The 26,522-nt window shown below is 64.7% G+C and carries 31 protein-coding genes and 1 tRNA gene; 20 read left to right on the plus strand and 12 right to left on the minus strand.

All coding sequences use genetic code 11. From position 1 onward, the window contains the following. Window positions 1–42: 42 nt before the first annotated feature. Window positions 43–825 carry a metallophosphoesterase gene (locus ACFWVD_RS08330; protein ID WP_379241333.1) on the minus strand — a complete coding sequence of 261 codons (783 nt, stop codon included), beginning with the start codon at window positions 823–825 and terminating at the stop codon, window positions 43–45. A gap of 229 nt (window positions 826–1,054) precedes the next feature. On the opposite strand from ACFWVD_RS08330, the gene ACFWVD_RS08335 reads away from it, so the two are divergent. Further along, window positions 1,055–1,594, plus strand: a complete 540-nt coding sequence (locus tag ACFWVD_RS08335) for a DUF4333 domain-containing protein (RefSeq protein WP_379241335.1) — start codon at window positions 1,055–1,057, stop codon at window positions 1,592–1,594. Window positions 1,595–1,612: 18 nt separating this feature from the next. Here the strand turns inward: ACFWVD_RS08335 and ACFWVD_RS08340 are convergent, their stop codons facing one another. Continuing rightward, complete coding sequence (locus ACFWVD_RS08340; RefSeq protein ID WP_379241336.1) at window positions 1,613–2,374, minus strand: RluA family pseudouridine synthase; 762 nt, start codon at window positions 2,372–2,374, stop codon at window positions 1,613–1,615. A gap of 46 nt (window positions 2,375–2,420) precedes the next feature. Continuing rightward, window positions 2,421–3,407 carry an adenylate/guanylate cyclase domain-containing protein gene (locus ACFWVD_RS08345; RefSeq protein ID WP_379241337.1) on the minus strand — a complete coding sequence of 329 codons (987 nt, stop codon included), beginning with the start codon at window positions 3,405–3,407 and terminating at the stop codon, window positions 2,421–2,423. Window positions 3,408–3,663: 256 nt separating this feature from the next. On the opposite strand from ACFWVD_RS08345, the gene ACFWVD_RS08350 reads away from it, so the two are divergent. The 7 genes from ACFWVD_RS08350 to ACFWVD_RS08380 all read left to right on the plus strand — a co-directional run bounded on the left by ACFWVD_RS08350 (window position 3,664) and on the right by ACFWVD_RS08380 (window position 7,500). Continuing rightward, complete coding sequence (locus tag ACFWVD_RS08350) at window positions 3,664–4,533, plus strand: NAD(P)-dependent oxidoreductase (RefSeq protein WP_379241338.1); 870 nt, start codon at window positions 3,664–3,666, stop codon at window positions 4,531–4,533. Window positions 4,534–4,693: 160 nt separating this feature from the next. Next, a complete protein-coding gene (locus ACFWVD_RS08355) occupies window positions 4,694–5,512 on the plus strand; it encodes a helix-turn-helix transcriptional regulator (protein ID WP_379241339.1) in 819 nt (272 codons plus the stop codon). Between the two features lie 161 nt (window positions 5,513–5,673). Then, window positions 5,674–5,931 carry a hypothetical protein gene (locus ACFWVD_RS08360; RefSeq protein ID WP_379241341.1) on the plus strand — a complete coding sequence of 86 codons (258 nt, stop codon included), beginning with the start codon at window positions 5,674–5,676 and terminating at the stop codon, window positions 5,929–5,931. A gap of 81 nt (window positions 5,932–6,012) precedes the next feature. Next, window positions 6,013–6,252 carry a helix-turn-helix domain-containing protein gene (locus tag ACFWVD_RS08365; RefSeq protein WP_379241342.1) on the plus strand — a complete coding sequence of 80 codons (240 nt, stop codon included), beginning with the start codon at window positions 6,013–6,015 and terminating at the stop codon, window positions 6,250–6,252. Next, the gene (locus ACFWVD_RS08370) at window positions 6,245–6,550 is read left to right on the plus strand and encodes a HipA N-terminal domain-containing protein (protein WP_379241343.1); all 306 of its coding nucleotides are present in this window, start codon (window positions 6,245–6,247) and stop codon (window positions 6,548–6,550) included. Before ACFWVD_RS08365 ends, ACFWVD_RS08370 begins: the two co-directional genes overlap by 8 nt. Then, window positions 6,499–7,314: a type II toxin-antitoxin system HipA family toxin gene (locus tag ACFWVD_RS08375; protein ID WP_379241344.1), complete on the plus strand. Its 816-nt coding sequence runs from the start codon at window positions 6,499–6,501 to the stop codon at window positions 7,312–7,314. The genes ACFWVD_RS08370 and ACFWVD_RS08375 overlap by 52 nt, the downstream gene beginning before the upstream one ends. Window positions 7,315–7,332: 18 nt before the next feature. Further along, the gene (locus ACFWVD_RS08380; RefSeq protein WP_082843603.1) at window positions 7,333–7,500 is read left to right on the plus strand and encodes a DUF4236 domain-containing protein; all 168 of its coding nucleotides are present in this window, start codon (window positions 7,333–7,335) and stop codon (window positions 7,498–7,500) included. 10 nt (window positions 7,501–7,510) lie between these two features. Here the strand turns inward: ACFWVD_RS08380 and ACFWVD_RS08385 are convergent, their stop codons facing one another. Further along, window positions 7,511–8,149 (minus strand): LysE family translocator, encoded by a 639-nt coding sequence (locus tag ACFWVD_RS08385; protein ID WP_379241346.1) that lies wholly within the window; start codon window positions 8,147–8,149, stop codon window positions 7,511–7,513. 544 nt (window positions 8,150–8,693) lie between these two features. On the opposite strand from ACFWVD_RS08385, the gene ACFWVD_RS08390 reads away from it, so the two are divergent. After that, complete coding sequence (locus ACFWVD_RS08390) at window positions 8,694–9,269, plus strand: dihydrofolate reductase family protein (RefSeq protein WP_379241347.1); 576 nt, start codon at window positions 8,694–8,696, stop codon at window positions 9,267–9,269. Here ACFWVD_RS08390 and ACFWVD_RS08395 read toward each other — a convergent pair. From ACFWVD_RS08395 to ACFWVD_RS08405, 3 genes are read right to left on the minus strand one after another with little or no spacing between them, the layout of a single operon-like run. Next, complete coding sequence (locus tag ACFWVD_RS08395; protein ID WP_379241348.1) at window positions 9,251–9,961, minus strand: helix-turn-helix domain-containing protein; 711 nt, start codon at window positions 9,959–9,961, stop codon at window positions 9,251–9,253. The genes ACFWVD_RS08390 and ACFWVD_RS08395 overlap by 19 nt on opposite strands. 33 nt (window positions 9,962–9,994) lie before the next feature. Further along, on the minus strand, window positions 9,995–10,441 hold the full coding sequence (locus ACFWVD_RS08400; RefSeq protein WP_379241349.1) for a YdeI/OmpD-associated family protein: 447 nt from the start codon (window positions 10,439–10,441) through the stop codon (window positions 9,995–9,997). Between the two features lie 43 nt (window positions 10,442–10,484). Beyond that, window positions 10,485–11,129 (minus strand): TetR family transcriptional regulator, encoded by a 645-nt coding sequence (locus ACFWVD_RS08405; protein WP_379241350.1) that lies wholly within the window; start codon window positions 11,127–11,129, stop codon window positions 10,485–10,487. Between the two features lie 130 nt (window positions 11,130–11,259). On the opposite strand from ACFWVD_RS08405, the gene ACFWVD_RS08410 reads away from it, so the two are divergent. From ACFWVD_RS08410 to ACFWVD_RS08440, 7 genes are all read left to right on the plus strand, one after another. Next, on the plus strand, window positions 11,260–11,691 hold the full coding sequence (locus ACFWVD_RS08410; RefSeq protein ID WP_379241351.1) for a hypothetical protein: 432 nt from the start codon (window positions 11,260–11,262) through the stop codon (window positions 11,689–11,691). Window positions 11,692–11,903: 212 nt separating this feature from the next. Further along, window positions 11,904–12,353 carry an SgcJ/EcaC family oxidoreductase gene (locus ACFWVD_RS08415; protein WP_379241352.1) on the plus strand — a complete coding sequence of 150 codons (450 nt, stop codon included), beginning with the start codon at window positions 11,904–11,906 and terminating at the stop codon, window positions 12,351–12,353. A 481-nt stretch (window positions 12,354–12,834) separates the two neighbouring features. Next, complete coding sequence (locus tag ACFWVD_RS08420; RefSeq protein ID WP_379241353.1) at window positions 12,835–13,176, plus strand: WXG100 family type VII secretion target; 342 nt, start codon at window positions 12,835–12,837, stop codon at window positions 13,174–13,176. Continuing rightward, a complete protein-coding gene (locus ACFWVD_RS08425) occupies window positions 13,176–13,475 on the plus strand; it encodes a WXG100 family type VII secretion target (RefSeq protein ID WP_379241354.1) in 300 nt (99 codons plus the stop codon). Before ACFWVD_RS08420 ends, ACFWVD_RS08425 begins: the two co-directional genes overlap by 1 nt. A 5-nt stretch (window positions 13,476–13,480) precedes the next feature. Further along, window positions 13,481–14,755: a hypothetical protein gene (locus ACFWVD_RS08430; RefSeq protein ID WP_379241355.1), complete on the plus strand. Its 1,275-nt coding sequence runs from the start codon at window positions 13,481–13,483 to the stop codon at window positions 14,753–14,755. Between the two features lie 15 nt (window positions 14,756–14,770). After that, window positions 14,771–14,989: a hypothetical protein gene (locus ACFWVD_RS08435; protein WP_379241356.1), complete on the plus strand. Its 219-nt coding sequence runs from the start codon at window positions 14,771–14,773 to the stop codon at window positions 14,987–14,989. Window positions 14,990–15,004: 15 nt separating this feature from the next. Further along, on the plus strand, window positions 15,005–15,211 hold the full coding sequence (locus tag ACFWVD_RS08440) for a hypothetical protein (protein WP_379241357.1): 207 nt from the start codon (window positions 15,005–15,007) through the stop codon (window positions 15,209–15,211). Window positions 15,212–15,399: 188 nt separating this feature from the next. On the opposite strand, the gene ACFWVD_RS08445 is transcribed toward ACFWVD_RS08440, so the two are convergent. Beyond that, a tRNA-Arg gene (locus tag ACFWVD_RS08445) sits at window positions 15,400–15,475 on the minus strand. A gap of 66 nt (window positions 15,476–15,541) precedes the next feature. After that, the gene (locus ACFWVD_RS08450) at window positions 15,542–16,315 is read right to left on the minus strand and encodes a DUF1542 domain-containing protein (protein ID WP_379241358.1); all 774 of its coding nucleotides are present in this window, start codon (window positions 16,313–16,315) and stop codon (window positions 15,542–15,544) included. 397 nt (window positions 16,316–16,712) lie between these two features. On the opposite strand from ACFWVD_RS08450, the gene ACFWVD_RS08455 reads away from it, so the two are divergent. Then, entirely contained in the window at window positions 16,713–19,967 is a 3,255-nt protein-coding gene (locus tag ACFWVD_RS08455; RefSeq protein ID WP_379241359.1) for a tetratricopeptide repeat protein, read from the plus strand. On the opposite strand, the gene ACFWVD_RS08460 is transcribed toward ACFWVD_RS08455, so the two are convergent. Then, window positions 19,958–21,340: an ABC1 kinase family protein gene (locus ACFWVD_RS08460; RefSeq protein WP_379241360.1), complete on the minus strand. Its 1,383-nt coding sequence runs from the start codon at window positions 21,338–21,340 to the stop codon at window positions 19,958–19,960. The two genes, ACFWVD_RS08455 and ACFWVD_RS08460, sit on opposite strands and share 10 nt — an antisense overlap. 680 nt (window positions 21,341–22,020) lie before the next feature. On the opposite strand from ACFWVD_RS08460, the gene ACFWVD_RS08465 reads away from it, so the two are divergent. After that, the gene (locus ACFWVD_RS08465) at window positions 22,021–22,701 is read left to right on the plus strand and encodes a hypothetical protein (RefSeq protein ID WP_379241361.1); all 681 of its coding nucleotides are present in this window, start codon (window positions 22,021–22,023) and stop codon (window positions 22,699–22,701) included. A gap of 12 nt (window positions 22,702–22,713) precedes the next feature. On the opposite strand, the gene ACFWVD_RS08470 is transcribed toward ACFWVD_RS08465, so the two are convergent. Next, a complete protein-coding gene (locus tag ACFWVD_RS08470) occupies window positions 22,714–23,853 on the minus strand; it encodes an acyl-CoA dehydrogenase family protein (protein ID WP_379241362.1) in 1,140 nt (379 codons plus the stop codon). A gap of 85 nt (window positions 23,854–23,938) precedes the next feature. Between ACFWVD_RS08470 and ACFWVD_RS08475 the strand changes: the two genes are divergently transcribed. Beyond that, window positions 23,939–24,301 carry an ArsR/SmtB family transcription factor gene (locus tag ACFWVD_RS08475; protein ID WP_379241363.1) on the plus strand — a complete coding sequence of 121 codons (363 nt, stop codon included), beginning with the start codon at window positions 23,939–23,941 and terminating at the stop codon, window positions 24,299–24,301. Window positions 24,302–24,430: 129 nt separating this feature from the next. Beyond that, window positions 24,431–26,065 carry a long-chain fatty acid--CoA ligase gene (locus ACFWVD_RS08480; protein WP_379241364.1) on the plus strand — a complete coding sequence of 545 codons (1,635 nt, stop codon included), beginning with the start codon at window positions 24,431–24,433 and terminating at the stop codon, window positions 26,063–26,065. Window positions 26,066–26,118: 53 nt separating this feature from the next. Here the strand turns inward: ACFWVD_RS08480 and ACFWVD_RS08485 are convergent, their stop codons facing one another. After that, window positions 26,119–26,511, minus strand: coding sequence for an SCO5389 family protein (locus tag ACFWVD_RS08485; protein ID WP_379234155.1), 393 nt, complete (start codon window positions 26,509–26,511; stop codon window positions 26,119–26,121). Window positions 26,512–26,522 lie beyond the last annotated feature (11 nt).

Raw genomic sequence — 26,522 nt, forward strand, 5'->3', positions numbered from 1 at the left:
GCCGATTGGACGATTACGCCGGGTCGTGGCTTCCGTAGTCGGTCAGCCGGGTGGCGGCTCTCCCAGCCAGCCGCCCATCGCGACGGTGCGGAAATGTGTTGTGAGCCCGAAGTTCTCGTCGATCACGTGCAGGGCGATGGCGGGGTCGGGGGCGTAGTCCATCACGCGATGGGGTGGCGTGACCTCCCACGCACCACCCAGCACGGACGCCGTACTGGGGCAGGTGATCATGGGTTTGCCCGCGAACGTGGTGGCGATGGGGGAGTGGGCGTGGCCGGTGAGGATGCCGACCACGCGCGGATCGCCGGCGACCACGGCGGCCAGTCGACCGGGATCGGCGAGCGCGATGACATCCACGACCGGGCTGAACACCTTCTTCGGCGGGTGGTGCAGCGCCACCAGGATGGGACCGTCGGCCGGTGCGTCGGCAAGCGTGGCGCGCAGCCAGTCGAAGGTGTCCTCACCGAGCAGACCTGCGGGTTCACCGGGGATGCTCGAGTCGAGCATGATCACGGTGAGCGCGCCGATGCGGTGCACGGAGTTGATCGGAGTTGTCGCGGCGGGCTCGCCCAGCAGGGCGGTGCGGAAGTTGGCTCGGTCGTCGTGGTTGCCGGGCAGCAGGTAGACGGGGATGTCGGCCTGTAAGGCCAGGCGTGCTTGCGCGTACTGCTCGGGCATCCCGGAATCGGTGATGTCGCCGGTCACGAGGATGACGTCGGGCCTGCGCGGCAGGTCCGCCAGATAGCCCATCACCGCCTCCACCCGTTCGGTGTTGCGTGCGCTGAGGTCGAAGTGGGTATCGCTGAGCTGAGCCGCCAGGATCATCGGCAGTCGCTTTCTTCTCTGGGATCGCTCCGTTGCGTCAGAGTGTGCCGGGATTGCTCATCGGCACCATTCCAGGCTAGATGACCTGCGTTTATTCGTCTCCATGAGTCGCACCACGGGCGAAAACCTGCACAGTGGTCTGTGTCACCTTTCACGCCTGCGGATCTGTGCGTTCCGGTGTGTGGGATGCGGCGGGGTGCTACGTCGCGCACTGCGTAGCTTTACCGGTGTGTCACTCTCTTTTGCTGTACCCAAAGCGCGAGTCCTACTGGGCGCGTTGACGATTCCGCTCTCGCTGGCCCTGTTCGGATGCGAGGCGTCGTTCTCGATCGGCGGGCCGGACTACGACGCCCTGGAAAAGGACATCACCACCGAGCTCGACAAGGCCTACGCGTCGATGTCGCGCAAGGTCTCCTCGGTCAAGTGCCCACGGCTGGCCGACGATCCGAAGACCGGCGATGTGTTCGTCTGCATCGCCGTACTCGACGGCAATGACGTGCGCGTCGACGTGAAGGTCGAAGACAACGAGGGCGCGGTCAAGTTCACCACCCGCGACGTGGTGTTCGACCTCGCCGAAACCGCTGCCGGACTCACCACCGAGGTCGAGGCGCAGGTGGGTTTCCCCGTGACGGTGGATTGCGGGCAGGGGATGAAGATCGTCGAGGTCGGCAGCATCTTCAACTGCACGGCGGTCGAGGAGCAGGGTGAGTCGGCGACGATCGAGGTGACCGCTCGCAACGCGGGCGGCAGCGACTGGCGACTGGTCTGAGTGGACCCGGCGGCTGGATCAGCCGCCGGTTTTCGCTGCCTCGAGCAGCGCTGCGGCCTCGTCGGGGTCGGTGGTCAGCGGGGTCCAGAAATCGGGGCCGGGGGTGGCCTCGAGGTCGAGGACCGGTGGGGTCAGCCAGTTGGCGTCCAGGCCCAGCTTCCAGGAGTGCAGGTGGGTGCGGGGGAGTGCGGCGGTGCGGTCGAACAGGGGGTCGCCCAGGATCGGGTGGCCGATCCAGGCCAGTTGCACGCGGATCTGGTGACGTCGCCCGGTCACCGGCCGCAGCGCCAGCAGTGCGTGCTCGCCGCGACGGGCGATCGTGGTGAAGTCGGTGCGTGAGGGGTAGTTCTTGGCGGGCAGCAGATCGGCCTCATCGACGAACCACCGGTCGCCCTCGCGCTTGATCGCTTCGCGGGGCGCGGCAATGCGCACCCGGTTCTTGCGTCCCACGCTCAACGGCAGATCGATCTCGCCACGATCGGGCAGGTCGGCATCGGCCACGATCGCCAGATAGGTTTTCCGCGCGGTCTGATTGTTGAACTGCCTGGTCAGCGGCCCGTGCGCGGCCAGATCGGTGGCCAGCAGCACCAGCCCCGAGGTCACCTTGTCGATCCGGTGCACCGGGTACAGCTGTGTGCCCGCGGCCTGCGCCAACTCCACCAGATCGGTGTCGTGTCGCTCCCCGGTCACCGAAATCCCCGACGGTTTGTTCAACGCGAGGACCGCGTCGTCGGCGAAGACGGTGTAGTCCGCGCGCACGCTGTGCCAATCCAAGTCCACTACAACACCCTAGGCAACGGTGCGTCGGCCCAGCACACGGCCTTGATCATGCGTGTCGCAAGCGGTGCGGGCGCAGGCGGTTGAAGCCGCGCACGCGCACGCTGCGCAGATGCCGGATGGCGAATTCGGGATTGTCGTCCAGGGCATCGGCGGCGGCATCGTCGATCAAAATATTGCCCGGTCTGGCCACGCCCGTGAGCCGCGCGGCGATATTGACCACCGACCCATAAAGGTCACCGAAACGCTGCAAAACTTCGCCATAGGCGAAAGCGACCCGCAATTCCGGCGTCCCACCCACGAGCATGGTCGATTCCTGAATAGCCAGCGCGATCCGCGCCGCGTCCTCCGCGTTCTCGGCGGCGAACATCACCTCGTCGCCGACATTCTTGATCACCCAACCACCGTTGTCGGTGATCGCCGACGTGGTCGTGGACTCGAAAGCTTCTAGCAGCGTGGACAATTCGTCAGGATGCAGGTGTCGGGTGAGTCGAGTGAACCCGACCATATCGGCGAACCCCACCGCCAACGTGCGCATCGAACCCTCGCCGGTCACCTCGTTGGACCGGGCGAGCGCGGCCACCAGATGTCGACGCCACACATATGACTGCAACTGTTCGATGCTGGCCATCGTGGATTCGGTTGCGGCGCTGATTCTTTCCTCGAGCGGAACAGCCGGATCGGCCGCCGCGGCCCGCGCCTTGATCTCGGCCAACACCAGATCGGCCTGCCACTCGGCCAGCCGCGCCATCCCCTGACCGATCGTGCGTGCCGCCGCCGCCTGCTGCCGAATATTGGACGCCGCAACAACTTTCATGCTCCGAAAGTTGGTGACCGAGGTGATGTCGATCTGCGCGAAGTCGATCTCGTCGTCGGAGTTGGCCGGAAACCCCATCGCGGTCCACAACCGCCGCGACTCCGCCTCGGGCACCCCCGACTGCTCCGCGACCTGTTTCCGGTTATAGCGCCGCGGCCCACCCAACAATGCGTCCTCGACGCTGCGCTGCACCAATTCGGTCATCTCGGGGTCCGACATAACTCGAACTCTACGGCGCGGCGAGCGTGGCGCGTGGACCTCGTCGCGGCGTTGGCAAGGTTCACAAATCCGCACGCCGATCCTGCGGCCGCGGTGGCCCGCCACACAGTCCGCTTCGCCCCGGTGGCGCTGACCTGGTCGATTACCTGAGGGTGCGCAACTGGCGACCAAAGTGCGTACTTGTCCGCCTCATGAGTGCGCGCCGAGACTTCGGGTAGGAGGAAGGTCGCCCGGCCTTCCCCTGATCGGAGCGAAGATGACCGACAAACACGTGACCGTGCTCGGCACCGGATCGATGGGCAGCGCGCTGGCGGGGGCCTTCCTCGCCGCGGGCTACCGCACTCACGTGTGGAACCGCAGCCACGCGCGGACCGCACCCCTGGTCAGCGCCGGCGCGATCGCGCACGAGCGCATCGCCGACGCCGTCGCGGCCAGTCCGGTGATCATCGCCTCCCTGACCACCTTCGCTGCTACCGGCGAGAGCCTGCGCGGAGTCGCCGAGTTGGCGGGTCGTGATCTCATCACTGTCAACAGCGGAACACCTTCGCAGGCAAGGGAATTCGCGGCGTTTGCGACTGGTGCCGGTGCGCGCTTCCTCGGCGGCGCGATCAAGAATGTCCCTGCGGCAGTGGGCAATCCGGACGCCCTGCTGTATTTCGGTGGCGACCGTGAGGTGTTCGCCGATCAGGAACAGGCCCTGCGCGTGCTCGGTGGCGATCTCGAATTCCTCGGCCCGGAACCGGATCTCGCCGCCCTCTACGAATCCGCGGTCGGCGCGACCCTGCTGCCGACGCTGCTCGGCTTCTTCGAAGGCGCGGCGATTCTGGCCGCCCGTGGTCTGCCCGCGCGCACCATGGTGCCGCATTCGACGAAGTGGTTGCAGATGATCGAATCACTGCTGCCGATCATGGCCGCGGAGATCGACAGCAAGGACTACACCCGGCTCGGCTCGTCGATCGAGGTGTTCCACGCCGCCATCGACGGCGATGCGCACCTGGCCGCTGAATCCGGTGTCGACCTGCCCTGGCACGGCCCTGTGCACGAGCTGCTGCGCCGCGCCGTCGCCGAAGGTCGCGGCGAGCAGAGCGTCACGGCGCTGATCGAGTTGCTGCGAACAGGGCAGTGAAACAGGGCGCTCGCAGCGTCGCTACCTGGCATTTCGCTTCCCGGTCACACGTAGTTCACCGGTGCGCACCGATCTGCCTCGCACGATGCCACGCGCGCAAGCCGCCGTTTACCTGGGTCCCGAAGTTACAGGCTGTGGGCGGGCTCCTACGCTGTCTGGCATGTCGTCACCCGCTCTCGGCGAGTTCCTGCGAACCCGGCGCGCCCGCATGCAACCCGCCGCCGTCGGACTGAGCGAATACGGACGCCGCAGGATCGGCGGTTTGCGACGCGAGGACGTCGCGGCGCTGGCCGGGATGAGCGTGGACTACTACACCCGGCTCGAGCGCGGTCGCGGCGCGGATTTCCCCGATTCGGTGCTGGACTCCGTGGCCCGCGCCCTGCGCATGGACGCCGCCGAACGCGACCACCTCTACACCCTGGTCCGCCCGTCAGACCCCGATCACCACTACGCCCCGAAGGTCCGCCCCGGCACCCGTGCCCTGCTCGACTCGATCACCACACCGGCGTTCGTGCTCGGGCGACACATGGAAGTCTTGGCCTGGAATGCCGTGGGCGCCAAGGTGTTCGGGATCTCCGCGGGCGGCCACCGCAACCTGGCACGTTTCACCGTCCTCGACCCCGACGCGGGTGTCTTCTACCCCGACTGGGAACCCGTCGCCGCGGAAACCGCCGCCTACCTGCGTCGCCAGGTGGCCCGCTGCCCCCGCGACCGCAGGCTGACCTCGCTGATCGACGAACTCACCGCGGAAAACCCTGTGTTCCACCGCATCTGGTCGATCCAGACCCAGGATTGCGCCTCCCACGGCAACCGGCTGATCCAGCATCCCGTGGTCGGCCGCCTCGAATTCGCTTACGAGGCACTGGATCTGCCCGGCGACCAGGATCAGATGCTGGTGGTCTACACGGTGCAACCGGAATCCCCGACGCACGACGCCCTCGAATCGTTGCGCGACCGCGAACTGGTCGGCGCCAACTAACCCATTCACGTGACGGCGCCGTGAAATGGGGCGTCGTGAATGGGTCGACAATTTCGGTCGCTGACAATTTGCTGATGACAGTTCAGCCACAGCCGGATCTGTCAACCGCGGATTCACACACCGACCGCGGTACCTTTCTTTTACCAACGAAAGGGGAGGTCATGTCAGTGCATATCAAGCCCATGCGGTCGCTATCCAATTTCACACTGGGCACCGTCGAATTGATCACCGGCGGATTGCTACTGACCGCCGCAGGCCTGGGAATGGTCGGCCCCCTCACCGCGGCCCTGCTCATCCACCGCAGCGCCCCCGCCCACCCCAACGCGGTCCTCCCGCTGATCCTGCTCGCCATCGCCGCCTCCCTGGCCCTACTCACCGGCCTCGCCCTGTTCGCCCTCGCCCACCACCGCAGAAATTGACTACCTTTTGGTAGTCGCGGCTGATGACTCCTAAAAGGTAGTCAGGTATGCTGACTCCTAAAAGGTAGTCAAGGAGTTGTCGTGGCATATCAAGGCAAGGTGACCAGCGCCGAATCGCTGGGCCGAATCCTGCAACAGGCACGCCTGCTGAACGGCCTGAGTCAGCGCGAACTCGCCCAGCGCCTCGGCACCACCCAGCGCTATATCTGGGAGATCGAAGCGGGCAAACCCTCGATCTACACCGACCGCCTCTTCGCCATGATGCGCGAAACCGGAATGCACCTCACCGCCACCATCGACCCGAAGAACGACCATGGCTGACCTGCTCGTCGAGTTGTACGACACCCATATCGGAACCCTCGTCGGAACCTGGCGAAACTTCGACTTCATCGCGGATTCGGCAGCAGTCGAGAAATTCGGCATCGACAGCACGATCCTGTCGATGTCCACTCCCTTGACGGCCATCGCGACGCGGCCACGTAAAGACCGGCGGCAGAACTTCTTCCGCGAGCTGCTGCCGGAAGGGCGGATGCTGACCCGCTTGGCTGCAAGACCTCGTTGGCAGGCGTGCAGGACAAGATCGTCCTGGCGCATACCGTCCACGGCTGGAACCGGGTGATCGACGGCTACCCGTCGACGCACATTCTCAAGCCGTCTTCGCGCGACCACCCGACCGCCATCTACGACGAGGAATACGGTGCCCGCTTCGCTCGCGCGATAGGGCTGGCTGAATTCCACACTGTTATAGAAGAATTTGACGGCACGCCCGCGTTGGTCGTCGAGCGGTACGACAGGTCTGTCGATTGCCCCGCCGGAAGGATTCATCAGGAAGACTTCAGTCAGGTGCTCGGAGCGGGCGGCGATCAGAAGTACCAGAAGTTCGGGGGTCGAGTCAGCACGGCCCGCATCGCCGCCGTCCTGTCTGCGGTCGGTGATCGGGTATCGATGGAGAAGCTACTGCGCATGACGACAATGTCGGTCGCACTGGGCAATCTCGACATGCACGCGAAGAACATCTCCCTGCTCCACCACCTCGACGGCTCGACCGTTCTCGCTCCCGCGTACGACGTCGTCCCGCAGGTCCACCAGCCCAATGACGGTGAAATGGCTCTCGCGGTACACCGCGAATACCGTCACCGAGCTATCACCCGCGCCCACCTCGTCGCCGAGGGCCATGCCTGGGGTCTGACCGACGCTGAGCGCATCATCGATGAAACCCTCACCACGATCGCCGATCTCGCTGTCAGCGAGGCCCCGCACCCCTGCGCACATCCCGCCCTGTCCGCGGACATCGCCCGATTCACCGAGAATCTCATCGCAGGTCGCGCCGCCGGCCATCCGACGGAAACCGGTGGCGCAGAGCCGAATCGGCTATCCTGGTGACGATCACGGAGGTCACCCATGCCCATCAAGTTCCGCCAGCGCAAATCCTTCGGCCCACTGAAGTTCAACTTCACCCAAGCCGGCCTGTCCTCCTGGGGCATCAAAATCGGCCCCTGGTCCTGGAACTCCCGCACCCGCAAAAACAGCGTCGACCTCCCCGGCCCCCTGAGCTGGCGCCAGCGCTGATCGCCGGGATTCACCGAGTCAGCGCCAGGCCTATCGCGAGCGCGATGAGGGCGGTGCCGCAGACCCGCGAGGCAACGATCGCGGGTTTGTCCGAACTGCCGAGCGCGCCCACGAGCTTGTTGCTGATCAGCGCTACCGCCAGCAGCAGCGTGGTGCCGAGCACGTTGAAGGTCATGCCGTAGAACACGACCTGTTGCCATTCGGGGCCGTCCGACGGGCGGAGGAACTGCGGTAGGAAAGTCAGGTAGAAGAGGATGACTTTCACGTTGAGCAGATTGGTCAGCACTCCTCGCCGAAAGGCATCCGACGATCCCGTCTCGACGGGCAGCGTCGCAGCTGACGGGCGTCGCACCATCGCGACCCCGATCCACACCAAATAGGCAGCTCCCGCGTAGGTCAGCACGCTGAGCAACACGGGAGACGCCGCGACCAGAGCCGAAATGCCCACTGCGGCAAGCACTGTGTGGCACGCGGACCCAGTGGCGATCCCCAGTGCGCCCCGAACGCCTGCCCGAACCCCGCCTTCCATCGTCTGACCGATCACGAACATCGTGTCGAGCCCAGGGGTGAGATTCATGGCGAGGGCGGCACCGAGAAACGCGAGGAAGATCGGGAGGGATGGCATGAACAGGTCCGGGGTGTGGATCACTACCGAAGTGTCGCCGGTGGACGTGCCGATTATCGGCTGAGGTTCGTCGGCCGTTGTAGCGGTAGCGGTTGGGCGTGAGTAGCTGTAGCATTCGCCGGTTGTGATCGGCGCGGCATGGCCGCATAGACGTTGGGGGACTTGTTCTCGTGTGGAAATTCTTGGTGGAGAGCGCGTTCGGGCCTGTGTTCGCGATCGCAGGTGCGGGGCTCGTTTTTCTCATCGTCGCGGCGTTTCTCTGGGATGCGGTCAGTGCTGGGGTGGACTGGGTTCGGGCGCGTATCGGGGGAGGGGATCGAGCGCAGGTCGAGGAACCGGCGCCGGTGCGTGTGCCTTCGAATGCGCGTCGCACCGCGCAGAGTCGTCAGCGTCGTGAGGCGCGTATCGCTGCCCGTCGTGACGCGATCCATGCCAAGCGCGCGGAGGTTTCGCGGGCGGGGCAGTAGGGCGGTTCCCCATCGTGTCGGTTTCGTCCAAGACAGGGTGGGGACGGGGTCTTTAAGCTGACCGCAGGAAGTTTCGGAGCACGGATTTCAGGAGGATTGTGATGGCACGCGAACTGGTTTACACGGGATTCATGTCGCTGGACGGTGTGGTGGATTCGCCCGGCGGGAAGGTCGAAGGGCACCGTAGCGGCGGCTGGGTGATGGAGACCGAGTTCGTGCCGGAGGCGTATTCGCTGAAGGGGGAGGAGCTGGCCGACACCACCGCGCTGATGTTCGGGCGTCGGAGTTACGAGGCGTTCGCGCCGATCTGGCGTGATTCCGAGGATCATGCCGCGTACAAGGATCTGCCGAAATATGTTGTCTCGGAGACTCTTTCCGATGACGCGCTGATCGACGGCTGGGGCGAGATCACCATCCTGCGCTCGACCGAGGACATCGAGAAGCTCAAGCAGACCGAGGGCGGTCCCATCTACATCCACGGCAGTGCCGAACTGACACAGCGTCTTTCGGACGCCGACCTGATCGACAGGTACAACCTGCTCGTGTTCCCGGTGCTGCTCGGCGCGGGCAAGAGCCTGTTCGGTCGCACCGATCGCCCCAAGCAGCAACTGCGCCTGCGTGATTCGGCAACCTACTCCAACGGTGTCGCCAAGATGGTCTACGACGTCGTGCGCTGAGTGAGATCCAGCGCGATCACACCCTCGCTGCCCTCGCGCAGCTGCCCCGCCGTCCGTCCGACGAAGCGGCGCAGCGCGCGGGCCAGGTGGGGTTCGTCGTAGTAGCCGAGTTTGTCGATGACATCGGCCGACGTCTCACCCGCACTCAGCAGCAGCGCCGCGGTGCGCGCACGGTCGATCTGACGGATCGCGCCCTGGGTCAGCCCGGTCGCCGCCCGGAATCGTCGTTCGAGAGTCCGCTCGGTGATCGCCGGTTCCAGCCCACGCAGCGTGTCGGCCACCAGGGCATCACGAACCACCACACCCTCCCCGACCAGCCGCTCGACCAGCGCCTCCACATCGTCGGCGCGCGGAGTCTCCCAGCGTTGCCCATCCAGCCAGAACCCCCGCGCGGTCACATCGGGCAGCACGATCCCACTGTCGACCAGGGTCGGTGCCGTCACCGCACGCAGCGAAGTCCCGACCGCGAACTGCACCCCGACGAAGTCCGCCCCCTCGGGAACAGGCGCGGTACCCGTCCGACTCTCCGGCCCGGTCACCGCCGCACCCGGCACCCCGTTTTCCGCCCAGAACACCAACCCCCACGTCTGCGTCGCCACCGAAGTCATCTCCGCGACCTGCTCACTACGGCAGGTCCACACCGACTCCACCCACGCAGAATCCGACCACCGGGTCTCGAACACCAGTCCCACGGCAGCGATCCTAGTCAGCCGAAGGACCCGTGGTCATGGCGTCTGGGTTCCCCGCAGGGTGGTGATGGCCTTTTCGATTCGGCGCTGACGTGTTTCGGGTTTCTTCGCGCTGTCGATCGCGTGCACATGGGTGCGCTTGTTGCTGTGCGAAAGGTTGTCGTATGCGGCGCGGGCGAGGGGGTCGGCGTCCAGGGCGTGGGCGAAGTCCTCGGGTTCGACGACGGTGCGGGGCTCGGTGTCCAGTTCCAGTTCGACTTCGACCTCGTCGCCGATCTCGACACCTGCCGCCTGCCGGTTGGCGTGGCTGAGGCCGATCAAGTGGCGGCCGCGTAGGAGGGCGATTCGGCTTTTCCAGGAGTGGCCGTTGAGGGTGATGGTCACCGGTGGTCGTGCGCCCGCGTCGAGTGCCGCGACGACGTCGGACGGGACTTCGAGACCTCGCATGGGTTCCGGCGGCTCAACGGTGGAACGAAACTTCATGACCGTCTCCTGTTGTCAGCGGTGAATTCCCTTGCGGCAATTATCAACCCGTTGCGTTCGCGGCACCTTCCGGCGCGAGGATCAGGGCGGTGGGGATGGCGGCGAAGGCGTGGTGCAGGCGGTTGATGAGGGCTGGGCGGCCGCTGTCGCCGTCGGATCGGACCCATGCGCGGGCGGCGATGCTCCACGCCGTGGTGGTCAGTTCGGCGAGGATGTGCGGGCGTAGGTCGTCGGGGCTGAGTCCGAGTTTGTTTGTCAGACAGTCGATTACCTGGTGTTCGACGCGGGAACGTTGGTATTCGACGTGGCCCAACAGGGTTGGGGCGGTGAGGATCAGGCTGCGGGTGGCGATGTAGCGGCGGTCCCAGTCCTCGGGCAGGGACTCGACGGCTTCGGTGAGGGTGTCCCGAAGTTCGGTGAGGACAGAATCACGGAGCTCCCGAGCTTCCAGTGCCGCAATGTATTTCGACCACAGCTCCGTCTCTGCTTCGACGGCGACGGCTTCCTTGGTAGCGAATGCTCGGAAGAAGGTGCTGCGCGAAACCTCGGCCTCGTCGACCAGTTGCTCCACGGTGGTGGCGTCGAACCCCTGCGCGGTGAACAGGCGAAGGGCGACGTCGGCGAGGGTGCGGCGGGTGCGCAGTCGCTTGCGTTCGCGCAGCGGTAAGGCGCGGTACTCGGAAGACATGTCGTCATCATAGTTCGCACCGAAACCGAGTCGCGGAAGAACCTGCATCTAAATTGACACTTGTGCACGACTGGTACTAAGTGTCAGAATATGACTACGCCGAACGGCGCACCCGATCAAGGAGCCCGCCATGACCACCACCCTGAACCCGTCGATCATCGGCCAGGCCGAGAAACACCACACCGCGATCCTGACCCGCGCACTGTCGGGCACCACCCTGAACGAGCAGCGCTGGATCACCCTGAACCAAGCCCTGTCCGCCGACGGCCCGATCGAGCGCACCGCCCACATCGCCCGAGTCGCGCACATGACCCAGTGGGACCCCGCCACCATCGCCGACGCGATCACCGCTCTGGTCGAAGTCGGCCTACTCGCCGAGTCGACCAACGGTCTGATCGAAACCACCGAAGCAGGCCGCGCCATCGTCGCGCAGGTACGCACCGCATCCAGCAAAATCCTGACCCCCGCCTACGGATCCGTCTCCGCCGAAGATCTAGCCATCGCGGCCCGAGTGCTGACCACCATCACCACCCGCATGTCCGAGGAACTGGCCCGCGCGTGAACTCGAGGAGCGCCGACGGCACTTGAATCAGCGGGTCGTCAGTATTCGGCCGAACAATTACAGGCCACCGTCAACGGAGCCTTGGCGGCCTGGGACGCACTGGCCGCGCCCCGCTGAGGGCAGGTCGTTCCCGGACGGCGCGCGCCGAACGCACGGTGTCCTGACTCACAATGCTTGACCTGAACCATTGTTAAGGGTTGAGGGTTGTGTGCATGAGTACGAACATGATTCAGCCCCCGGTGGTCGACGACGACACCGTGGACCACACCGCCGACATCGCCGCGATCCACCAGATTGTCACCGACACGCAGACCGCGTACAACACCAACGACGCGGAACTCATGACCGCCCAGTTCATCGCGAATGCCGTGGTGGGCAATGCCGTCGGCATGCTGATCAGCGGACGTGACGCGCTACTCGACGCGAACAGGCGCGGGTTGGCCGGATTCCTGAAGGACGAATACGTCCGATACGACGTCGCCGACGTGACCTTCTTGCGCCAAGACGTGGCCGTTGCGCGCAAGACGGCCCGCGCCACCACAGCTGACGGCACCCTGCTCGACGCCGACCCCGCAATGGTCGCACTCTACGTACTGGTCAAGCAGGACGGACAGTGGTGGACCGCGGCCAGGCAGAACACCCTGGTGCCGTCGGCGGGATGATCCCGACTCAACCACCGGTATCGCCCTGTTCGCGTGGGCTCAGTATTCGAGGTCGGTCCAGCTGAGTGTGAGAGGGAAGGGGTGGTTCAGGTCGACTTCAGGATGGACGGTCGGAGACCATTCGCTGACCAGGGCGTATTGGCGCGGTCGCAGCGGGGTGACGCCTGCCGGTAGGTCGGTGGGCGTGGTGACCGAGAATGAGGCATTCGATCTGGTCGTCGAACTAACCGCGGTGGACACCGAGGTGCCAGCCTTGGCCAAGCAGCTGAGAGTCGAACCGATCACCTGATCAACTCGTAGACCTGCGTATCGATCTGGTCATCCGCGCGGTCCGTGATGGATCGCGCCCCCCTGTCAACTGCGAAGGGTTCTTCGGCGTATGCCAACGAACGCGATTCGTGGTTGTGCACTAGCACAACAACTTTCGTTGACTGTCCGTGGGGATGGCTACCTGTAACCTTCTCCTGTACCGTCGCCAGCTATGAGCATTACTGGGGGGAGCGGCGCGCCGCCGTTATCAGTCATACCCACAGAGGTCCAAGCCGTTGGACGCTACGTTTATGGCATTGCCGAAGCACTACGTACGGCCCTCGACTCCGCCCACGCTGACGTCGATAGCCTGTTGACCGGCGGCTGGACCGGCGATTTGGCGATACTGTTCGGAACCGGCTGGACCGAAACCCGTGATGGTGGAACAACGATCATCACCGCGCTGACCACTATGGCTGAAAAACTCGGTATTACCGCCGAGACCTATAGTAGGCAAGATGCCGCAAGCGCTTACGCGCTGAACATGTCTAGCCTAGATCTCCCGGCGCAGTAGTGGGTGCCCAATTTTCGGTCGATATGAATCAACTCGACCAAATCATTTCGCGCATCACCGGTCTGGCTGGCTTCGTCACCGAACATCTCGATAGCGTCGACGAAAAGGTTGCGACTCTCAAGGGATCTACCTGGGAAGGGATCGCTGCCGACGCCTACCAAGTCGCGCATGCCCAATGGGCGACCGGCGCGCGTGAATTCGCCGAGGGCTTGGGGGATATGAGTGTCGCCGCACAGTCGGCACATACCCGCTACACGAGTGCCTCAGACGCCAACAAGAAGATGCTCGAAAGCGGATAGAAGTAATGAGTTGGACAATAGATACCGGCATGTACGACGCGGCCGGGAAGAAATGCCATTTGCTGGCTGACGACCTCAGTCTCGCCCTAGGCCCGCTCAATTCCGTATTGAATAACAGTTGTGGCGGCATGGCTGGTGATCAGGAAGAAAGCATCCCGTGGATCGAGGCTTACGATAAGCACGCAGCTGCTATCGTAACCTTCACCGCAGACTTGGCTAATGCCTTGCGGCGCTACGGCGACGTGCTAGAAGCCAATGGCTACAACTGGTGGTATTCCAACCACACCGCCGCTTCAGGAGCCGAGCCATCGCGTCCGATACAGTCCGAACCGCTCTATGACTCGGCGATGGCATTGCCTGTCAGCGCGAAGGGAGACAACGGTTGGGGTTTGACCGAAGAAGGCGCTGTTGGTCTGCTGGAGCTCGTCGGCAAGATTCCTAATGGGGACGCGACTAAGCTCGGTACGGCAAAGGATTCATGGAAAACATTCGCCGAATCGAACTACATCACTGATGCCGTCAATCGAATAAACGGTGTCAAGGCCACATTCGAGGGCAGCACCGACCCCAACGTCATCGCTATCGAGGAAAAACTCGCCACGCTGGCCCGAGCGGCGGCATTGCTCGCTGAAGCGGCGAGGGGGGTGGCGAATCCCGTTAGCGAGCATTTCGCCGCGCTCGGCGAGATGCGTACGGAGGTGCAGAAGGCGGTCGCGAGCGCATCTACGCAGATCGCTACCGCTGTGGCGATCACTGTGGGTCTGATCGCGCTCGGGGCCGTCTTCACTGGCGGTGTGGGATCGGCGGGCGCCGCCGCCGGTGGCGCGGTCGTGACGGTTGAAATCGTCCAAGGTACCGCTACTGTTATCAGGACCGCAGTCGGGATCAGTCGTCTGATCTCGATTTTCAAGATGATGGAGACGGTTGGCACCGCCACCCATACCGGCACCGGTACGTTTGCCGCTATTCCTGACCTGCAGGAAGCAGGTCTGAAGGCGGCAGTCAACGCTATCGCGAGCATGCTCGTCATTATTGCTGGGGATACGGATGACACTCGCCCCAAGAAGGTGCCTAAGAAAGGTACTGGTAAGGAGAAGGCTGATGACGTTCCGAGTTGGGCGAAGGGCCGCGCGCCTTACGTCGGCGAATCCGGGAAAGACTACGCGCGTAGGTTGATGGATGAAAAGTATGGCAAAGGCAACTGGAGTGACACTGGGCCCGGCAGCGAGTACAACAAAATCAAGAAGTACGGTGATCGCGCTTGGCAGGATCCAGAATAGTGAGGAGGAGATGGTATGGAGCCCGACAAGAATGTCTTCGTGGTTGATCACTGGTACGAACTCGACAATGGTGAGGATGTAGTTCGGACCATTGGAATTTACTCATCGGCGGAGGAGGCGGAAAAGGCAGTGGAACGCATGTCGGTCCTGCCGGGTTTTCGTGATCGACCCGATGATTTCTGTATCAATAGATTGACGCTGGGGCATGACAATTGGTCTGAAGGATTTGCGTAAGGAGAGGAGTTTGTCATGGAAGATGTTTTCCTGCTGAAGCACTCATATCGAAAACAGAGCGGAATTGATGAGGTGAAACGGATCGGCGTGTACGCCACCGAGGAAGACGCTCGCGCAGCGATCGACCGGTTGCAAGAACAAGAAGGATTTCGCGACCATCGGTACGGATTTATTATTCAGCGCTACGTGGTCGACTCCGACAATTGGACCGACGGTTATTGAGCCGAGGCTTCCTACCAGATCACACCCGCCGCGCCTGCGTGCTGCGCTGCCTCGTCCGCCACCGGGCTGATGCCTGCCGGTAGGTCGGTCGTCGCGCGTGGCAAGGACGTACGTCAGGATGGTGTCGATGCGTCGGCCTTGGTTGGTGAGTGCGGCATGGGCGGGGAAGCGCCGGGAACTGCAAATTCTGGTGCCCTCGGCAGGATTCGAACCTGCGACACCCGCTTTAGGAGAGCGGTGCTCTATCCCCTGAGCTACGAGGGCGGGGGGCACGTTTCGGCGGGCCGAGGTGAGTATAGCGTGGGGGGCGGGGTGGGGGTGTTGGCCCGTTCAGAAGGTGTCGAAACCGCCCGCGCCGCTGTCGAAGCCGGTGCCTGTGTCGAAATCGCCCGGGTTGCCGTAGGCGGTTTCGGTGGGGGTGGGGTCGTATCCGGCCTGGTCGTAGGTGGGATCGAGGGATGATTCGCCGGTGCCGTCTTCGAAGGCTCTGGTGTCGTAGTCGACTCCGCTCATGTCGGCGAACAGGGTGGTGAACAACAGGGCTGCGCCTGCACCCCAGGCGCCTGCGATGAGGGCGGGTTTCCACCAGGGTTCGGAGTACCAGCCCGCGGGGACGGGGCGGCCTGCTACTCGGCCGCCGGGGAAGTAGTTGGGGGTGCCCGCGGAGGGGGTGGGGGAGGCGGTGATGGCTCGGCCGTTGTGGTCGACGGTGCGTTTTTCGTCGACCTGGCCAGCGATGTCCTGGCCGTCGAGGGTGGGGATCGCGGGGCCGGGGTCCATGTTCATGGCGGTGCGGGCGGCGCGGATGTAGTAGAGGCCTTCCAACGCGGACTGCTTGGCCAGGCGGGCTTGGGCGGGGGAGCTCGCGCGGTCGATCTGGCCGCCCGCGGCGTTGTAGCGCTCGGAGGCGTCGGCCAGTGCCTGGCGGGAGGCTTCGTTGCGCGGGGTGAGTTGGTAGACCTGGCCGCCGAGGCGCTCGATGGTGACGCGGGCGTCGGCCTGCGCTTCCTCGAGGTCACGCAGGTTGCGCTTGTTCTGTTCGGCGCGCAGGTACAGCAGAGCGCCGACGGACACGATCACGATAACGACCAGCCACCACACCATCGGGCGCCTCATTTCGTCGAGGTCTCGAGATGTAGTCCAGTTTACTGAAAGGTTGCCAGAATGCCTCCACTCGTGATGATCAGCGCGTTGCGGAGTAGCTCGACAGCGATCTCGCGGGTCCGCTCGCCGTGGAAAACTCCACTGGCACAAGGGAAAAGGAGATAGCTGGGCTGCCGGAGGGGGTTCTTGCAGGTAGCCTGACGGGGTGGTAGCGGTATCCGGCAGGGGTGGGGAGTCGGCCAGGGAGTTGTTCGCCCGGCGGTTGCGTGAGTTGTTTGTAGTCGCGCCTCCGAAACCGACGCTCGACCAGGTCGTGCGGGCTACCCGGACGCGGGTCGGAGGGGCGCGCCCGGTCGCCGGAGTCCAGCGGCTCAGCGACTGGCGGACGGGGAAGAATGTGCCCGACCGGTTCGCCGTGTTCGAGCCGCACCTGTCCACCCTCATCTTTCGCGTGCGAGCTCAGCGCGCGCAGGCGCCGTCCGAGCTGGTGAATATGGCGAGCTGGCGCAAACTCTGGGAGGACGCCCGCCGCGAGGAAGCAGCTGACCGGTCCGCAGCCGCAGCAGCCGTGGCCGATCCGCTACCGCCACGCCCGGTCGTCACCGACACTCTGCCGCGCGACGTGGAGACACTGATCGGTCGCGACGACGAACTCGCGCGCTTCCTCGACGTCGCGGGTGGCGACCGGCCGGTCTCGATCTACACCATCGACGGAATGCCCGGCGTCGGCAAGACCGCCCTGGCGACTCGCGCGGCACACCGGATGGCCGACCAGTTTCCCGACGGCCGATTCTTCGTCAATCTGCACGCCCATACTGCGGGCCAGCCGGCCGCCCGGCCCGAGGACGTGCTCGGTGGACTGCTCACCGACCTCGGCGTCGACCCGCGCGTGTTGCCCGCGAGTCTCGAGAGTCGGCGTGGACTATGGCGAGATCATTTGGCAGGCAAGCGAATTCTGCTCGTTCTCGACGACGCGCACGATCACGCACAGGTCGAGCCGCTGCTGTCGAACCAGCCGAACTGCTTGACCATCATCACCAGCCGCAAGCGCCTCGTCGCTCTCGACGGGTCGCAGCCCTTCGCCCTCACGACGCTGGAACCGAGCAAGGCCGGCGAGCTGTTCAGAGCGGTCTCGCGACGGGGCTCCGACGATGATGCCGCGGCGGTCGCCGAGATTGTCGAACTATGCGGGAATCTCCCGTTGGCAATCGTGCTGCTCGGCGGTCGACTGGCTCACCATCCCGCGTGGACGGTCGAGCAACTGGCCGCTGACCTGGTCGTCGCCCAGGATCGCCTCGGTGAGCTGGAAGCGGGCGAGCGTGCGGTGCACGCGGCGTTCGCCATGTCCTATCAGGACCTGAATCCGCGCAGCCAACGACTGTTCCGTCGGCTCAGCCTGCATCCCGGCCCTGAGGTCGACCAATACGCGGCGGCGGCACTGGGCAACCTGAGTCTGGCGCAGGCACGCACCGAACTCGAGGCGTTGTTCACCGACCATCTGCTCGACGAGCCGACCGGCGGTCGATTCCGGATGCACGATCTACTTCGGGAATTTGCGCTGGTGTTGTCGGGTGCCGACTCGATCGAGGACCGTCAGCAGACAGTTGATCGGCTCCTGGACTTCTATCAGGATCTCGGCAATATCGCTGACCGGCGCCTGACCGGCGTTCCTGACTCGACTGCCGCTGACGCCGCTCGCCCGGCGATTGCCTCCCGTGGTGAGGCTGTGCGTTGGCTGCGGCGCGAACGCGCCAACCTCTTGGCGTGCCTGGAATACGCGGCCGCCGGGCAACAATCCGCCCGAGTGGTTGAGCTGACCAGCGCGATCGCCGGATTGCTTCGGCTCGACGGCCCGTGGAACCGAGCGATCCAACTGCATCAACGCGCGGCGACCGTGGCCGAACGCAACGGCGACGACGTCGGCTCGGCGGATGCCCTCTGTGATCTCGGCGCGGTGCGCTACGCCACCGGCGACTATCCCGGCACCGCGACGGTGATGCGCCGCGCCTTGATCACCTACCAGGAAATCGGGGACCGGATCGGTGAGGCGCACGCCTTGAGCAACCTGGCCAGGTTGGGTTACGCCACAGGTGACTATCCGGGAACCGCGGAATTGATGCGGCGCGCGTTGATGATCTATCGCGATGGCGGTGACCGTTCCGGCGAGGCTTACGCGCTGACCGGGCTGGGCGTGGTGCGGTATGCGACTGGCGACTACTCCGCGGCCGCCGATCTGGTGCACCAGGCGTTGACCAGCTTTCAATGCGTCGATGACCACGCGGGCGAGGCGTACGCGCGCAATGAACTCGGCGTCGCTCGCTACGCCACCGGCGACTACCTGGGGGCGACGGAGGCCGTGGAAGCGGCGCTGGCGATCTACCGGGAGACCGGCGACCGCTTCGGTGAGGCCTATGCCCTCACCGACCTCGCATGGGTGCGGTTCGCGACCGGTGATTACCCCGGTGCCGCTGAACTGTTGCAGGCCGCGCTGGTCATCTATCGCGAGACCGGTGACCGCCTCGGCGAGGCGTACGGACTGAGCAGTGCCGGCCGATTGCGTTGTGCGACAAGTGATACGGCGGGTGCGGCAGAACGGATTCACCGCGCACTCACGATTTTCACCGAGATCGGCGACCGGCTCGGCCAAGCCTATACCCACGGTGATCTCAGTCTGGTGTACTACGCCACCGCCGACTACGTGGGCGCGGAAGGTCAATTGAATTGCGCGCTCACGATTTTCACCGAGATCGGCGATCGGGTCGGCGAGGCGTACACGCTCATCACCTTGGGGCTGTCGTGCTACGCGGCTGGTGATCACCACCGGGCTGAGGGGCTGTTGGTGCGGGCCTTGACGGTGTTCCGCGAGGTCGGCGACCGGGTCGGCCAGGCCTATACCTTGGCCAGCCTGGGTCGCCTCGCATATGCCGCGGGCGGCAGCCGGACGGGCATCGAGCACCTGAGCGCGGCACTTGCGATTTTCACCGAGATCGGCGATCGGGTCGGGGAGGCCTACACGTTGAGTTCGCTGAGCCGACTGCGCTTCGGTATCGGTGAGGTCGCCGCCGCCGACGAGCTGGTGCAGCGCGCGATCGCGATCTACGTCGACATCGGTGACCGGTTCGGGCACGCCTTCGCGCTCGGGGGCCTGAGCATCCTGCGCTTCTCCACCGACGAATTCGCCGAGGCGCCCCAGTTGGCCGAGCAGGCGCTCGCGATCTTCGGCGAGATCGGGGACCGGGCGAGCCAGGCCTACACCTTCATCGGTCTCGGCCTGCTGCGCTACAAAGCGGGCGACTACTCCGGCGCCCTGGCGATGACCGAACAGGCACCCGCGATCTTTCGTGAGATCGGCGACCGGCTCGGGGAGGTGTACGCGTTCATGGGGATGGGGCTGGTCCGCTTCAAGACCGGAGACTATTCGGCGGCCGCCGACCTGGCCCAACAGGTCCTCGCCCTGTTCTCCGAGATCGGCGAGAAACCCGGCCAGACCGAGTTGCTCGAACGGATCGGCGCGGTCTGGGACGAACACAGCGAACCGCAGAACGCGGTCGTGTCCTACATCGACGCGTTGCGGCTGGTGCGCGAGATCCATGTCCGCTGGAAGAAGCGGCGAGTGTGGCGCGATCTACCGGTGCCCGACCTTCAACGCTGATCACGCCCCGACGTGAGCCATTGGCGGTGGCGGCGACCGAGTTCGGTGGTCGGCGCCTCGTTGTAGAGCCATTCGCGCGCGATGCGATGCCAGTTCGCGGTGGCGCCGAGTTGGCCGAGGGTGCCCAGCGTCATGAAGTCGGCCCGCCGCGACAGCAGATGCTCGGGTGGCAGATTCTGTTTGCGCATTCCACTGAACTCGGCGAGGCGCGGGTCGATCGCGAGCAGTACCGAACTGCTCGCCATGTCCGGGGTGATCGTCAGCTCCTCGTCGACCAGGCACCACTCCGCTGCCGAAAGCACATACTCGTAGCATTCGGCCGGACTCACCAGTGTGTGGTCCTCGATCACCCCGCGCTCGAGCATCAGCTGATACAGATCGTCTATGCGGTCCTCGGCGGCGGCTCGCAGACAGGTCATCTCGAAGTCGACGTGGGTGCGGTCCATCCGCTTGAACAGGCCGAAATCGAGAAAAACCACCCGACCGTCCGCGCCGAGCAGGATGTTGCCCGGATGCGGGTCGCCGCAGAACTCCGCGAACTCGAACAGCGAGCCCAGGTAGAAGCGGTAGACGATCTCGCCGATCCGGTCGCGCTGCGCGGTGGGCAGCGCGCGGACCTCATCGAATCGGATACCGGGATGGTATTCGGTCACCATCACACGACGGCTGCTCTGCTCCGGGAACACTCGCGGCACCACGAGCAAAGGATGCTCGGCGAACATCTCGGATACATGCTGTTGGGTGCTCGCCTCACGCGTGTAGTCGAGTTCGTGTTCGGTGTTGGTGCGCAACTCGTCGAGCACAGCGACGGTGAAGCCGGGCAGCACCGCAGCGACCATCGTCCTGATCAAGCCGAGGTTGCGCAGGTCGGCGCGCACGGCCGCGTCGATCCCGGGGTACTGCACCTTCACCGCGACCGCGACGCCGTCGTGCCTGGTTGCCCGATAGACCTGGCCGATCGAAGCGGCCGCGATCGGCGTCGGGTCGAAATCGGCGAACAGTTCTGCCAGCGGTCGGCCCAGGTCTTCCTCGATCACCTCCCGCATCGCCGCGAAGGGCAGCGCCGGTGCCTGATCGCGCAGGACGGCCAGGCTGGATTGGAAGGCTTCCCGATGAGTCGGCGGGACCAGGTCCAGATCGAGCATCGACAACCACTGGCCCAGCTTCATCGCCAGACCCTTCATCTCGCCGAGTACCCGCACCAGGTGGGTGGTCAGCTCCAGTACCGATTCGTCGGCGAGGCGGGCCTTCACCTCGGCGGAACGCCCGATCATCGACAGGCGGGTGCGTCGTTTGCGTACCGCCTGGGCAGCGGCTACCGCGCCGAGCTTGGACCCGCGAGCGAGTCGTGAGGTGACTATCGGCTTGTCCATCGCTGCTTCCTCCCCGACCAGATCGCCTCGGGCGCACTGGCTTTCGGTGAACATTCTAGTATCGCGCGGTTGCGCGTAGAGGTGTTCGAGTGCCGGGTATCGCGGATGTAGACCCCCCTCCTGGTCGGCATCCGCGATAAACCGAGTACTCGATAGCTAACTGAGGCGGGTCTCGAGATGTCCACCGGGCGCGATACCTGGATGTCGTTCGTTGTAGTGGGCAATGCAATCCTTTTCGGCTTCCGACTCGGTACTCCACCCGGAGACATGTCGACATTCGCCGCAGTGATTTCTGAATCGGTAGGTGGCCTTCTGATTCGAGTTGTAAATGAGAAATACGACGATGCCAACCACGATCAGTAGGCAGATCAGTCCGCCATCCATGACAACCACGCTCCTTCAGGTAATCGATACTTCTATTACGGTCCATGCCGTCACCGAAGGTGACCGTGAGCATGCGACAGAGTGCGTGATCTGGCTGGTAGCAGGTGGTTTCCTTGTTTTCCGGTCCGGAAAATGATCCGGTGCGGTCGGCGGTGGGCAGTCGAGGTGTCGATATATGTTCGCGGAGTGTGGAATCCGGATCGGAATTCTCTGAATCGATGCTTTACCAGTAGGTTCGGGTCGAAATGTCGGGCGAGCGCTGGTCGGGCGACGCTCGCCGAATTTACGTTCGGTGCATGAAAAACAACATCTCACTCGCGCTGCGAGTAATCACGTTCATCTTCGTCGCGGTCGCCCTGGTGCTCGGCGGCGTTCCCGCCATCGCCAACGCGGCGGTCCATGCGTATCCGGGAATGCAGATATCGACCGACACCTCCACGTGCACGGCCGGCATGGTCGGCCACATCGGGTCGGCGCGATACGTGGTGACGGCGGCGCACTGCTACAAGCCGGGCGAGCGGGTCTACGACAGCGTCGGCAACGGCATCGGTTGGTACGAAGCCGCTTACGGCAACGATGACACCGTCGAGGAGGAAGGCTTCGCGCTGGTGCGTTTGTGGAACAACGTGACACCGACGGCCTCGATGGGAAAGTTCGGCATCTCCAGCATCGACGAGCTGCCTCCACAGGGCGCAGCGGTGTGCAAGATCGGCGCGACCTCGAACTGGAGTTGCGGGTCGGTGACGCGGGCCTCGACCTCCGATCGAGTCATGTCGGATCTGGAGGCTTTGCCTGGTGACTCGGGCGGTGTGGTCTATCGCGGTACCGCCGACGGCCAGGCTGCCTTCGTCGGGATCGTTCTCGGCACCACTGTTCTGGGCGAGACTGTGGTCGAACCCGCCGAGAAGATTCAGCGGCTCATCAACAGCTACGGGCCCACCGCATCCAACGAATTCCGTTGGTACGTGACCAAGTGAAGGTTCAGGTGATCACCCGGCCAAATGCCGGGCGATCACCAACCGCTGGATCTGATTGGTCCCCTCGAAAATCTGCATGACCTTCGCTTCGCGCATGTACCGCTCGACGGGGAAGTCCTGCGTGTAGCCGTAGCCGCCGAAGACCTGGACGGCGTCGGTGGTCACCTTCATGGCCGCGTCGGTGGCCACGAGTTTGGCGACCGATGCCTGACGGGAGTACGAAAGGCCGGCGTCGCGGCGGCGGGCGGCGTCGAGGTAGGTGGCGCGCGCGGTATCTACTGCAGCGGCCATATCGGCAAGAACGAAACCCAGCCCCTGGTGGTCGATGATCTTGCGGCCGAAGGCTTCTCGCTCTTTGGCATAGGCAACGGCTTCATCGAGGGCGCGCTGAGCAACACCGGTAGCGACCGCGGCGATGCCGAGCCGCCCCGCGTCCAAAGCGCTGAACGCGATCGAAAGCCCTTGTCCCTCTTCGCCGATCAGCCGCTCAGTAGGCAGAAACGCATCGTCATAGGCCGCGGTGGTGGTGGGAATACCCCGCAATCCCATCTTCTCCTCGGGCTTGCCGAAGCTCAACCCAGCAGTATCGGCGGGAACCAGGAAGCACGAGATCCCCCGCGACCCTTCGCCGGTACGAGCGAACAGCGTGTAGAAATCAGCCCGCCCACCATTGGTGATCCAGGCTTTGGTGCCGTTGAGCAGATAACCTCCGTCGACGGCGGTGGCCCGGCAGCGCAGGGCGGCCGCGTCAGACCCCGCGTGCGCCTCGGAAAGACTGTAAGCGCCAACAGTTTCGCCGGATAGCATCCGTTCCAGCCACTGCTGTTTCTGCTCGTCGGTGCCGTAGGTGAACAACGGATGGCACGACAACCCGTGCACACTCACCGCCACAGCGACCGCGGCCCACCGACTGGCCAACTCCTCGAGCACCTGCAGATACACCTCGTACGGCTGAGCGCCGCCGCCGAATTCCTCCGGATACGGCAGGCTGAGCAACCCTGCCGCCCCGAGCGCCGCGAACACCCCCTCGGGAAACACGCCGGTCTTCTCGCTCTCGACCACGCGAGGCTCGAGCACCTTGTCGGCGATATCGCGAGTCAGTTCGATCAGGTCGCGCGCCTCGTCGGTGGGCAGCATCCGCTCAACAGCCATGCGCGTCACAGTACGGCGGGCATTCGTCGTTCACATAGCGGCCCGGACCCGGCCTCGCGGACGGCCGCGGATCTATTATCTGCGCATGAATGCAGGTGCACGCCCACCCCTGGCCGACGATCAGGTGGGCCTGGTGGTCGAGGTGTTCCGGATGCTGGCCGACGCGACCCGGGTCCAGGTGCTGTGGGCGCTGGCCGATCAAGAACTCTCGGTGAACGAACTGGCGACGAGGGTGGGTAAACCGGGCCCTTCGGTGTCCCAGCACCTGGCGAAATTGCGGATGGCGCGGCTGGTGCGAACCCGCCGCGAGGGCACCACGATCTACTACAGCCTCGACAACGATCACGTCCGTCAGCTGGTCGTCGACGCCGTGTACAACGCCGAGCACGTGGGTCCCGGCATTCCGCCGCACCATAGCGGCCCCGATGGTCAGCCGCCGCACAAATAGCCTGGTGATGCGGGTGAACGAGCCGACCTGCAGGAATGTTGTCGGAGGAAACGATTGCGACGTTCAAACCTTTCGGTAACATCCGTTGTGACGTGGCTCATGCCACGGCAGGGACTTGAAGGAGCACCGATGCGCAGCACCATGCAGGAAGACCAGCTTTCGCTGGCCACACTGCTCAATTACGCCGCCACCTTCCAGGGCGACTCGTACGTGTCCACCTGGACCGGCGACGGCGTGCGGACGATGACCTACCGCGAACTGGGTGCGGATTCGGCTCGGCTGGCCAACGCGCTGCGGGGTCTTGGCATCGAACAGGGTGACCGTGTCGGCACCTTCATGTGGAACAACAACGAGCACATGACCGCTTACATCGCGGTGCCCGCCATGGGTGCCGTGCTGCACGCGCTGAACATCCGCCTGTTCCCGGAGCAGTTGGTGTTCGTGGCCAACCACGCCGAGGACAAGGTCGTGCTCGTGGACGGCACGCTGCTGCCGTTGTTCGCGCAGTACCTGCCGAACCTGAAGACCGTGAAGCACGTGATCGTGGTCAACGGCGATCCGGCCGCGCTCACCGCGCCCGAGGGCGTGACCGTGCACTCCTACCGTGAGCTGCTGGACGCGCAGTCCGCCGATTTCGACTTCCCGGTCATCGACGAACGTTCCGCTGCCGCAATGTGTTACACCTCCGGCACCACCGGCGACCCCAAGGGCGTCGTCTACTCGCACCGTTCCAACTGGCTGCACGCCATGCAGGTGAACTCGCCGAACGGCATGGGCTTCAACGGTTCCGACTACGTGCTGGCCATCGTGCCGCTGTTCCACGCCAACGCGTGGGGCCTGCCGTACGCGGCGCTGATGTCGGGCGCGAACATCTTGATGCCGGACCGTTTCCTGCAGCCGGGACCGCTGCTGGAGATGATGGCCGCGGAGAAGCCCAGCTTCGCCGCCGCCGTGCCGACCATCTGGGGTGGCGTGCTGGCCACGCTGGCCGCCGCGCCCCAGGACATTTCGCACCTGCGTACCGCCGTTGTCGGTGGTTCCGCGGTGCCGCCGGCGATGATGCGCGCGTTCGAGGAGAAGCACGGCGTGCGCATCCTGCACGCGTGGGGCATGACCGAGACCTCCCCGCTGGGCAGCGTCGGGCACCCGCCCGCCGGTGTCGAGGGCGAGGAAGCGTGGGCGTACCGCTACACGCAGGGTCGTTTCCCGGCCAATGTCGAGGCGCGTCTGGTCGGTGACGACGGCAAGGTCGTCCCCAACGACGGTGAGTCGCTGGGTGAGCTCGAGGTGCGTGGCGCCTGGATCACCGGCTCGTACTACTCGCCCACCGGCGCGGAGATCGACCCGGACAAGTTCGACGACGGCTGGCTGCGCACCGGCGACGTCGGCAAGATCAGCCCCAACGGCTACCTCACCCTGGTCGACCGCTCCAAGGACGTCATCAAGTCCGGTGGCGAGTGGATCTCCTCGGTGGACCTGGAGAACTCGGTGATGGGCCACCCGGCCGTGGCCGAGGCCGCGGTCATCGGCGTGCCGGACGAGAAGTGGGACGAGCGCCCGCTGGTGGCGATCGTGCTGGCCGAAGGCGCCGCCGCCGAGGCCGCCGAGCTGCGTGACTACCTGGCCGACAAGTTCGCCAAGTGGCAGCTGCCCGAGCGCTGGACCTTCATCGCCGAGGTTCCGAAGACCAGCGTCGGCAAGTTCGACAAGAAGCGTCTGCGGGCGCAGTACGCCGAGGGCGAGCTCGACGTAGTCACGGTGTAAGACAACGAAAAGGGCGGGCGTGGAAGCAATTCCGCGCCCGCCCTTTTGCTATCTCAACAGTTACGAAGCTCCGGGCTCTGGTTCAACAGCTGAGCGCGCGGGCTGATGTAGCGGGTGTAGGTTTCCCCGCCGACGGCCGAGAGCGGGAATGCCGCGACCCGATGGCAGTTCTGGAAGGCCAGTTTCACGCCGAAATGCCGTTCCAGCCCGCCGCGAATGGCGTCGGAGGCCAGTGCGCGCAGCAGCTGACCGCGGGCCACTTCGTCCGGCGGCGGGATGCGGTTGTCGGCGTATTCGTCGGTGCCGGTGCGAAGATCGTCCGCGACCCGGCTCACCACCTCCCACGCGTAAGGCAGTGAGGTACGGACACATTCGACGAATTCCGCGTCGTCGATGTCGCCGCTTTCGGCGCGTTCGAGCAGTGCTGCTGGTACATCGAGGGACATGGCGCTCTCCT

Origin of the sequence: Nocardia sp. NPDC058666, from assembly GCF_042714895.1 — a bacterium.
Taxonomy (GTDB): domain Bacteria; phylum Actinomycetota; class Actinomycetes; order Mycobacteriales; family Mycobacteriaceae; genus Nocardia.